Source organism: Coprobacter sp. (assembly GCF_982436375.1).
Map to the genome: position 1 here is coordinate 1 of NZ_CEWDCG010000113.1, position 9,917 is coordinate 9,917.

The 9,917-nt window shown below is 39.3% G+C and carries 8 protein-coding genes; 5 read left to right on the plus strand and 3 right to left on the minus strand.

Features of this window, described 5'->3' with window-relative positions:
• Positions 1 to 89: 89 nt before the first annotated feature.
• The gene (locus AC1WHX_RS07645; RefSeq protein WP_022601668.1) at positions 90 to 485 is read left to right on the plus strand and encodes a hypothetical protein; all 396 of its coding nucleotides are present in this window, start codon (positions 90 to 92) and stop codon (positions 483 to 485) included.
• An 81-nt stretch (positions 486 to 566) separates the two neighbouring features.
• Here AC1WHX_RS07645 and AC1WHX_RS07650 read toward each other — a convergent pair whose 3' ends face one another.
• Both AC1WHX_RS07650 and gdhA read right to left on the minus strand, forming a co-directional pair.
• Positions 567 to 1,820: a metal-dependent hydrolase family protein gene (locus AC1WHX_RS07650; RefSeq protein WP_302545314.1), complete on the minus strand. Its 1,254-nt coding sequence runs from the start codon at positions 1,818 to 1,820 to the stop codon at positions 567 to 569.
• Between the two features lie 260 nt (positions 1,821 to 2,080).
• Positions 2,081 to 3,415, minus strand: coding sequence for an NADP-specific glutamate dehydrogenase (gene gdhA, locus AC1WHX_RS07655; RefSeq protein ID WP_009318757.1), 1,335 nt, complete (start codon positions 3,413 to 3,415; stop codon positions 2,081 to 2,083).
• A 174-nt stretch (positions 3,416 to 3,589) separates the two neighbouring features.
• Here gdhA and AC1WHX_RS07660 point away from each other — a divergent pair, with 174 nt between their 5' ends.
• The 3 genes from AC1WHX_RS07660 to AC1WHX_RS07670 are packed head-to-tail and all read left to right on the plus strand — an operon-like array spanning position 3,590 to position 8,866.
• On the plus strand, positions 3,590 to 6,571 hold the full coding sequence (locus AC1WHX_RS07660; protein ID WP_416241635.1) for a PEP/pyruvate-binding domain-containing protein: 2,982 nt from the start codon (positions 3,590 to 3,592) through the stop codon (positions 6,569 to 6,571).
• 21 nt (positions 6,572 to 6,592) lie between these two features.
• Positions 6,593 to 8,347 (plus strand): coiled-coil domain-containing protein, encoded by a 1,755-nt coding sequence (locus AC1WHX_RS07665; protein ID WP_278585641.1) that lies wholly within the window; start codon positions 6,593 to 6,595, stop codon positions 8,345 to 8,347.
• Positions 8,348 to 8,365: 18 nt separating this feature from the next.
• Entirely contained in the window at positions 8,366 to 8,866 is a 501-nt protein-coding gene (locus tag AC1WHX_RS07670; protein WP_303117266.1) for a flavin reductase family protein, read from the plus strand.
• Between the two features lie 2 nt (positions 8,867 to 8,868).
• Here AC1WHX_RS07670 and AC1WHX_RS07675 read toward each other — a convergent pair whose 3' ends face one another.
• Entirely contained in the window at positions 8,869 to 9,132 is a 264-nt protein-coding gene (locus tag AC1WHX_RS07675) for a hypothetical protein (protein WP_022390172.1), read from the minus strand.
• 155 nt (positions 9,133 to 9,287) lie between these two features.
• On the opposite strand from AC1WHX_RS07675, the gene AC1WHX_RS07680 reads away from it, so the two are divergent.
• A complete protein-coding gene (locus AC1WHX_RS07680) occupies positions 9,288 to 9,737 on the plus strand; it encodes a helix-turn-helix transcriptional regulator (protein WP_009318763.1) in 450 nt (149 codons plus the stop codon).
• Positions 9,738 to 9,917: the final 180 nt, after the last annotated feature.

Here is a 9,917-nt window from a genome sequence, read left to right on the forward strand (position 1 = left end):
ATATTATTACGATGCAAATATATAACAATGTTCGTTAAAATCCAAACAAATAATGAATTTTGTTCGTTATATAATTAAAAATACCTGATATGGATTCAGTAAAAGAGAGGCTCAAAGCATTTATAGAATATAAAAAAATTTCGATAAGAAGTTTTGAGAATCGGTGTGGCTTATCATATGGGTATGTAAACAATATGCGGGTTTCTATACAGCCGGCAAAATTGAAAAGCATATCTCTGCAATTTCCTGATCTGAACAAAAGTTGGTTGTTGACAGGAGAGGGGGAGATGCTTGTTCCCACAGAAGGGAAAACCGTAGCGACCGAATCTATCGGTAATTATGGTAGTGTATTTAAGTCTTCGGGAATCGTTTCTATTCCGGCTAAAGTTTGGGATGTTATTGAAAAGCAGGCAGACAGTTTAAAAAGTAAAGATAAGCAGATCGATGATCTTATTTCATTACTGAAAGGTTTGATTCAAAAATAATTTTTGTGGTTGTAAGTATTAGAAGGTGCTTTTATTGAAGAGCACCTTTTTTATATAAATGGATATGCTCATAATTTATTGCTATAATTTGTTTTTATAGATTTGCCCGTCTTTTATAATCAATAGAATATTGTCATCGGGGTTTTCCAGTAATTGAATATTTTCCAGAACATTTCCGTTTATAAGTAACATGTCGGCAAAAGCACCTTCCTTGATTACTCCTAAATCTCCGGGATAGGGGTTCCTCGATCCCGAAAGAGACAATAGCCGGGCATTATCATAGGTGACCATTCTCAGTATTTCGAAATTATTGAACCAGTTTTTAAGTTTCCCTATATCTTTATTTTGGTTTTTCGTATTAGCAGGATTGAATAACAGGTCTGTTCCCCATCCGAGTTTTACCTGATATTTCTTTGCCAATCTGTAAGCATTATCTGTATTTTGAACAATCATCTTATGTTTTTCCTGTTGTTCTTGAGTGGGATATTGATTGTCATCGAGGGTAAAAGGTTGCATACAGAGCCATACTTCTTTTCGAGCGATCAATTCCATTGTCGCTTCATCGATCAAGTGTCCGTGTTCTATGCTTTTTACACCGGCTTGTATTGCTCGGGTGATTGCTTGCGGTACATAGACATGTACCATTACATAAGTACCTGCATTTTCAGCCGCTTTTACAGCGGCATGAATCTCTTCTTCAAAATATTGGGAATCTTGCAGGCGATCATAAAGTGAGGCGACTCCGCCTCCGGTCATCAATTTTATTTGGCTAGCACCCAACCTCAGATTATTCCGTGCTGCGACGGTAACGGCATCCACTCCGTCTGCTATAATAGCCGCACCTATTTTTTCGGTGTGAGTCAGACAACAACAGCCGAAAGGTCGGGGATCGTCATATACAGCCCTGAAATCGCCATGCCCTCCGGTTTGAGAAATGAGGGATCCGCTCGGATAAATTCTGGGACCCGGAATTATCCCTTCATCGATGGCGCGTTTTAGTCCGAACACCGGACCTCCGGCATCCCGTATCGTAGTGAAACCGCGCATTAGGGTTTTCCCTGCTTCGACACCGGCTTTTAATTGTGTGTAGTACGTTTCTGCAGTAAGCAAGTCTATCATTGTGTTGCAACACATGTAGGAGTGCCAGTGTGCATCGATGAGTCCGGGCATCAGAAATTTACCTTTTCCGTCGATTATCGTTCCTTCTGCCGATATCGTTCCGGGTTCAGCTATTTTATTTATTCGGTTGTTCAGGATCAGAATATCTCCCATAACCGTTTTTTCGTCTGTTCCGTTGAATATCCGGACGTTTTTTATTAAAATAGTTTGTTCCATATCGAAAGATGCTATTTTGTCGATAAAACGGAATTACGTGAAAAAAGTTTGTCTTTTTACGGATAATTGGATAACGATCTTTGTTCAGTCTGACTGTCGTTTGAATTTTTATATCCGAAGAGAGAAGGGGAGGGGTGATTGAAAAAATGAGTGAGCCGGCAATCATTCAAATGTAAAGAGACTCCTAAAAGTCACGTAAAAACGACTTTTAGGAGTCTCTTCAGATCCGATTTTCAAGAAATATGTCTTTATGTCTGAATTTAGATAATACCTTGAGCCATCATGGCTTTTGCAACTTTCATAAATCCGGCTATATTAGCCCCTTTCATATAATTGATATATCCGTCTTTTTCAGTACCGTATTTTACACATTGGTGATGAATATCGCTCATGATCTGATGCAGTTTGGCATCAACCTCTTCGGCAGACCAACTGATATGCATGGCATTTTGAGTCATTTCGAGTCCGGATGTCGCAACTCCTCCTGCATTTACCGCTTTTCCCGGACCATACATGATACGGTGTTTGATAAACAAATCTATTGCTTCGGGGCGACAACCCATATTCGAAATTTCTCCTACACAGATGACTCCGTTAGCGATTAGTTGCTTGGCGTCGTCTTCGTCCAGTTCGTTTTGTGTAGCGCAAGGAAGGGCTATGTCGACTTTTTGCTCCCAAGGTCGTTTCCCCGGGAAAAACTCTACTCCGAATTTCTCGGCATACGGGGCAACGATATCATTGCCCGAGCTGCGGAGTTCGAGCATGTAATCGATTTTTTCGCCGGAGACTCCGTCTGGATCATAAATGTAACCGTCAGGTCCTGACAAGGTAACGACTTTAGCTCCTAATTCGGTCGCTTTGGTTACTGCTCCCCATGCTACATTTCCAAAACCGCTTACGGCAATTGTTTTTCCTTTGATTTCTATCCCTTTGGTCGATAACATCTGTTTTACGAAGTATAATCCTCCGAATCCTGTGGCTTCGGGGCGGATTAAAGAACCTCCGAATTCCAGTCCTTTACCTGTAAATGTGCCTGTATTTTCTCGTTTCAGTTTTTTATACATTCCGTACATATAACCCACTTCACGGCCGCCTACGCCTATATCGCCGGCAGGGACATCAGTGTCAGGACCTATATGCCGCCATAATTCGAGCATGAAGGCTTGGCAGAAACGCATTATTTCACCATCGGACTTTCCTCGCGGACTGAAGTCCGATCCGCCTTTAGCTCCGCCCATAGGCAGGGTTGTCAATGCATTCTTAAATGTCTGTTCGAATCCTAAAAATTTCAGAATAGACAGGTTTACGGAAGCGTGGAATCTTATGCCGCCTTTATACGGGCCTATCGCATTATTAAACTGTATACGGTATCCGAGATTTACTTGGACATTGCCTTTGTCGTCTACCCAAGGTACTTTAAATGTAAATATCCGGTCAGGTTCGACAAGTCGTTCTATGATTTTAGCTTTTTCAAATTCGGGGTGTTCATTATAGGTTTCCTCGATCGATAGAAGTACCTCGTGGACAGCTTGAAGATACTCCGGTTCGCCCGGGTGTTTAGCCTCGAGCGATGCCATGATGTCTTTTATGTTCATAGCGATGTGTTTTTATAAGGTTACTTATTTATTTTTAAGAGCTTTGGATAGTACCTTTAGCCCTTATTGCAAATTTAATCATTTATGCGGATAAAAAAATTATTTTTGCTAAATTTGAACATCAAAGAGCTAAAATAAATTTTAGCATTTTGTAATCTGAATATACCGAAATTGATTATGGAAACTCAAAATATAAAGCAATTATATTTGAAAGACACCTCTTTTGCTAACTTAATGCAAAAACGAATCTTTAATGTGTTGCTTATTGCCAGTCGTTATGACGCTTTTATTCTTGAAGAGGACGGGCGCGTGGACGAACAGATTTTTTTTGAATATACGTCTTTGAACTTGAGTTCGCCTCCTCGAGTTACTCAGGCAAATAGTTTTGACGAAGCTTTTCGGGAACTATCCGGAAAACGTTATGACCTGATAATTGCTATGCCGGGAATTGAAAATAGTGATACGTTCGAGAAAGCGAAAGAGATAAAAAGCATTTATCCCGATATCCCTATCGTAGTGTTGACCCCGTTCTCTCAAGAAGTATCGCGGCGGATCAGTAACGAGGATCTCAGTGGTGTCGATTATGTGTTCAGTTGGCTTGGTAATGCCGACCTTTTGCTGGCTATCATCAAACTGATAGAAGATAAAATGAATGCTGAGGAGGATATAAACTCCGTAGGGGTACAAGTAATTTTGTTGGTAGAAGATTCGATTCGTTTCTATTCTTCTATTTTGCCGCACCTTTATAAATTTGTATTGAAACAGTCGCAAATATTCTCGACCGAAGCTCTGAATCAGCATGAGCAGATGCTTAGAATGCGTGGACGTCCTAAAATAAAACTTGCCCGTACCTATGAAGAGGCGGTAGCGATTTATAACAAATATCCTAATAACATGTTGGGAATTGTTACTGACGTGTCTTTCAAAAGGGCTGGAGAAAAAGATAAGAAAGCCGGTTTGAAATTTTGTTCTTATATACGAGAGAAAGATGAATTTCTGCCGATTATAATCGAGTCTTCAGAGGTGGAGAATCAAAAAGACGCGATGTTTCTGAATGCTTGTTTTTTGGATAAGAACTCTAAAAAGTTGCCTGTCGATTTGCGTAAAACTATTCTCCGAAATTTTGGTTTCGGGGATTTCGAGTTTATTAATCCTCATACGGGTGAGGTTATTGCAACGGTACGTAATCTGAAGGATTTGCAAAATACGATAATGTCTATTCCCGATGAGTCGCTATATTATCATGGTTCTCGTAATCATATTTCTCGCTGGCTTTATTCCCGGGCGATGTTTCCGATAGCCGAATTGCTTCGCCAGAAACAATTTACCGACATTAGCGAATCGCAAGAAATGCGACAGCTTATTTTTGATGCTATCGTACAGTATCGTAAAATGAAAAATCGGGGAGTCGTTGCTATCTTTCAGCGGGAGAGATTTGATAAATATTCTAATTTTGCCCGTATAGGACAGGGATCTTTAGGGGGAAAGGGACGTGGACTTGCGTTTATCGATTCTATGATCAAGCGGCATCCGATACTTGAGAATTATGAGGGCGTGAGTGTCTCGATTCCTAAAACGGTGGTTCTTTGCACCGATATTTTCGATGAGTTTATGGAGACGAACAATCTTTATCAGATTGCATTATCCGATCTGCCGGATGAGGATATTTTGGAATATTTTTTGAAAGCTAAATTACCGGATAAATTGGTCGATGATTTTATGGCATTCTTCGAGGTAGTAGGGCGTCCGATTGCTGTTCGTTCATCCAGTCTGCTCGAAGATTCTCATTACCAGCCTTTTGCAGGAATATATTCGACTTATATGATTCCGTTTCTTGAAGATAAAGATGAAATGCTCCGGCTGTTGAGCGACGCTATTAAAGGGGTATATGCTTCTGTTTTTTATGCCGACAGCAAAGCATATATGACCGCAACATCTAATGTAATCGATCAGGAAAAGATGGCGATTATTTTACAGGAAGTGGTGGGCTCACAATATGGAGATCGTTATTATCCATCTTTTGCTGGAGTAGGAAGATCTTTGAATTATTATCCGATCAATGATGAGAAAGCGGAAGACGGAGTCGTTGATGTTGCCGTGGGATTAGGGAAATATATTGTCGATGGAGGACGGAGTTTACGTTTTTCGCCTAAACATCCATGTAATGTATTGCAGACCAGTACGCTCGATTTGGCGCTTAGCGATACTCAAACGCGTTTTTATGCTCTTGATTTGAAAAGCATGGGAAAAACTTTTTCGATCGATGATAGTTTTAATTTGTTGAAACTATCTATCCGAGATGCAGAAAAAGATAATTCGTTACGAGGGATGGTTTCGACTTTTGATCCGTATGATCAGATAATCCGTGACGGATATTATGAAGGAGGAAGAAAAGTCGTTACCTTTGCAAATATCTTGCAACATGGGGTATTCCCTTTAGCTGAATTATTAAAAATGATGCTGGAGTTCGGGTCTCAGGAGATGGGACGTCCTGTAGAGATAGAATTTGCAGCGAATTTACCTAATCAGGAACACAAACAGGGGATGCTGTATTGGTTGCAGATACGCCCTATCGTAGATACGAAAGAAATGCGAGATGACGAAATCGGAGAGGTGAGGGATGAGGACCTGCTTTTAAAGACCGACTCGGCGTTGGGACATGGCATTATGGATAATATATGTCATGTGGTATATGTAAAAAGCGATAATTTCAGGTCTTCGAACAATTCTTTGATAGCAAGAGAAATAGAGAAGATCAACCGTATGTTTACCGAACGGGGTGAAAATTATATATTGGTAGGACCGGGACGTTGGGGATCGAGTGATACGGCTCTCGGAATACCTGTTAAATGGCCTCATATTTCTAATTCGAAGTTGATTGTCGAGACGGCGTTGGCCGGTTATCATATAGAGCCGAGTCAAGGGACTCATTTTTTTCAGAATCTAACCTCTTTCGGGGTGGGATATTTTACCATCAACCCTTCTTCAAAAGGATGTTTGTTCGATGAAGAGTATTTAAACCGCCTGAATGCGGAGCAGGAAACCGATTTTCTTCGGGTCGTACGGTTCGAACGTCCGGTGATAGTAAAGATAAACGGGAAAAAGAGCATAGGCATTGTTATAAAACCGGATGCCGGAAATGTAAAAGAAAAGTAAAATAATTTATATAAAACGGGAATGAAATCAAAATTTATGAAATCGATGCAATTGCTGTGGCAAGCTTCTCCGGTTACAAATGAAGAAGATGAAGTGCTTCAGGAGAAAGAGAGTGCCCGGCAGGATTGCTCTATTGACCCGGCTTTGGCAAAAGAATATGTCCGGGCTCTTACCGAAGAACAGATACCACAACCGTTATTGGATAAAATGGCTGATCTTATCAACGAGTCTATTCCCGAGTTGGTTCGTCAGTCGATAGATAAAGAAGCTGAGAAACGGAATATATATAATCATTTGTTATCTCCGTTTACCGATTATATACGGTTTATATATGAGAAGATACAAACAGAAGGCTCTTCACAGTGGAAACAAGATGAAATCCGGTTGAAAGAGCAGGTAAAAGAGTTGAATGACTATATACATGAGCTTTCTTCGAAACAAGAGGAGTTTCAAAGTCAGTATTTAAGCGCCGAACGGCAAAAAAGGGCATTAGGCGAGCGGGTTCATGAATTGGAAATGCGCATTGTGACTTTTGAGGCTGACAAAGAGCAAAGCGATATGGAAAAAAGTGCACTGAACAATAAGCTTAAAGTTGCGGCTGTGCAGGAAAAAAATAAGGCGGATGAGTTGGCTGCTTTGCAGGAAGAAAAATCTCGTCTTGAGCAGGAGTTGGCGAAAGTGCAACAAGTAGATTTGTCTCTTCCTGATAAATTGCAGAAAGCTACAGAAAAGGCGGAGAATTTGCAGAAACATCTGGATTCTGTTATTGCGAAACAACAAGATGCCGATAATGCCTTTGTTACTTTGCAGACTGAAAATGCCGGATTGCAGGATGAGCTCGATCAGATGATAGCTGAAAATAAGGAATTGCATGAATCTCTGACGAAAGTATTGCACGCCAAAGATGATGCAGTAAGGCAGGCTGTAGAGCGAGAAGAAATGTTGAAACGTAAAGTTGATTCTCTGTTGCTGGAGAAACAACAACTTTTCGACTTGTCGGTTTCTAAAGAGAATGAAATAGAATCTGCTCGAAATGAACTGCGTGTATTAACTGAAGAGTTGGAAAAACAGAAAAATGCCGATAAGATGTTGACAGAAACTCTTGATGCAAAAGCTCGTTTGGAAGCGGCTCTTTCAGAATCGGAAGATCAAGTGCGTTCTTTAAAACAGAATATCGGAAATGAAGAGCGTAGGAGTGGAGAATTGCAGTCTTCTGTGAAATTATTGGAAAGTCGGATTGATCTTTTGGAAAAAGAAAAAAAAGATGTATCGGCATTATTGGAAAAAAAGTCTGCTGAATTGGACGCTCAGCGAAAGCAGACTGAGGAAACAGAGGCAAATCTTCGGGATATGATAGATATTAAACACCAATTGTTGGTTGCTAATGATATGTTGGCCGCGGTGAAAGCGCAACGGCAGGATTTGTTTGCAGAAGTAGAAAAAGAGAAGTCGGAACGAACGGAATTGCAACAGAAATTGTTAATATCTGAAGAGACGCTTCGGCAATTTGAAAACGATCAGCAGATCGACAGAAAAAATATCCGGGCATTGATGGCTGAAATAGATGTTTTGAAAGATGAACTGAAGAAAAACAGTCGGGATAGCCGATTTTTAGATGAACCTGAAGAACTTGATTGGTTAGTTCCTACACGTCCTGATACACCGGAAGAGATAGCTCGTAAAAAAGCAGAAAAGAAACTGCAGGAGAAAGAATTGATGGCAGAGGAAGAAAAGACGGAGGTAAAACCGGATCCGTCACAAATGAGTTTATGGTAATTTAAATATAATAAAAATATGCGCAAGATTGATATTTCTGTATTGAAAGATAATGTTATAGATCTTATCGGAAAACAATGGATGTTGATTACAGCTGGAAATATAGATCATTATAATATGATGACGGCCAGTTGGGGGACAATTGGATTTTTATGGGGTAAACCGGTAGCTTGTGTCGTTATACGCCCTCAGAGATATACGCTTGAATTTGTCGAAGAAGAAGAATGTTTTACTCTCTCTTTCTTTAATGAGCAGTATCGGAGTGCCCTTAAATTGTGCGGTACGAAATCAGGAAAGGAAATAGATAAAGCGAAAGCGGCAGGTATAACGCCTTTTGAGCCTTCCCGGGGATGCATTGCTTTTAAAGAAGCACGATTAATTTTTAAATGTCGGAAGTTATATTGTGATCAATTACGAGAAAATTCTTTTATTGATAAATCTATTTTGGAAACTTGGTATCCTTCCCGAGACCTGCATAAAATATTTATTGGAGAAATAGAAGAGGTCTGGGAAGAATGATCTTAATTCGTTAATTGTTGTGCAGTTGCTGAAGGGTCTTCGTTTTTTTCTTCAATAACCATAGACAGTACTGTTTGTAGGAATTTTATTTGTTCTACAGGCAAATTTCTGGCTATGGTTTCTATCATTATAGCAATTTCTTCAAGTGTGAAAGTTGCGCCCCCTGTAATCGTATGCGATACTTCACTGAAGAAGATACCATAATTGACATGTTCTTCTTCACACTTTTGTTGTAAAGCGATGGCCAGCTTTTTTATCTCATTCATAATGCCGGTTTTTGTGGTTAAAATTTTTTTATCTGTTTATATCGGGTGATGATAAATCTTTAAAATTTTGTATATTAGTTATTGCAAAACTAACAAAATAGTTCTCTGCTTTTGCACAAATAAGTACAAATTTATCGATTAAATATTATTTTAACATGGCTGTGACGAAAAAAATTGTCTATTCCGGAGATAAATTCAGGGAATATTTAAACCGGCATAAGATAACTTATCAAGAAGCTTCGCTACAATTAGGTATAGATAAGAATACGATCGGAAAAGCAGTCAGAGGTGGTAACCTGAATTTGAATGTTTTATTGACGATTTGTAATTTCTACGGTTTAGATATTTCGGAATTTTTTAAATCAGAAACTCTTTCCGACAAAAATAGCGGAGGATATCCTGCTTCGGTATCGTTGTCCGATCTTTCCAAGACTGTTCCTTTTGTTGCGGAAGAGGTTGCCGGATATATTGTCAAGAATGGGGTTACTCCGGAAATAGAAGAACTGATTCTTTCGAAAGATAAAGAAATATCGTTGTTGAAGGAAATGAACAACTTGTATAAAGAGCGACTTGATCTCTATCAAAAGAAATTATTTTCTATCTGATCCTATTTTTGTAGTTTAAAAATTCGGATAGACAGAGGAGTTTTCTCTTGTTTTTGTTCGGTATATTCTGCGAAATCTAAATATTATATCCTAAATAATAGAAATTATAAGTTAATTAATATTAAATAGGGATATTCAGTAAATGTCCCTAAAAAATAAGATGGCATATGAAGATGATGG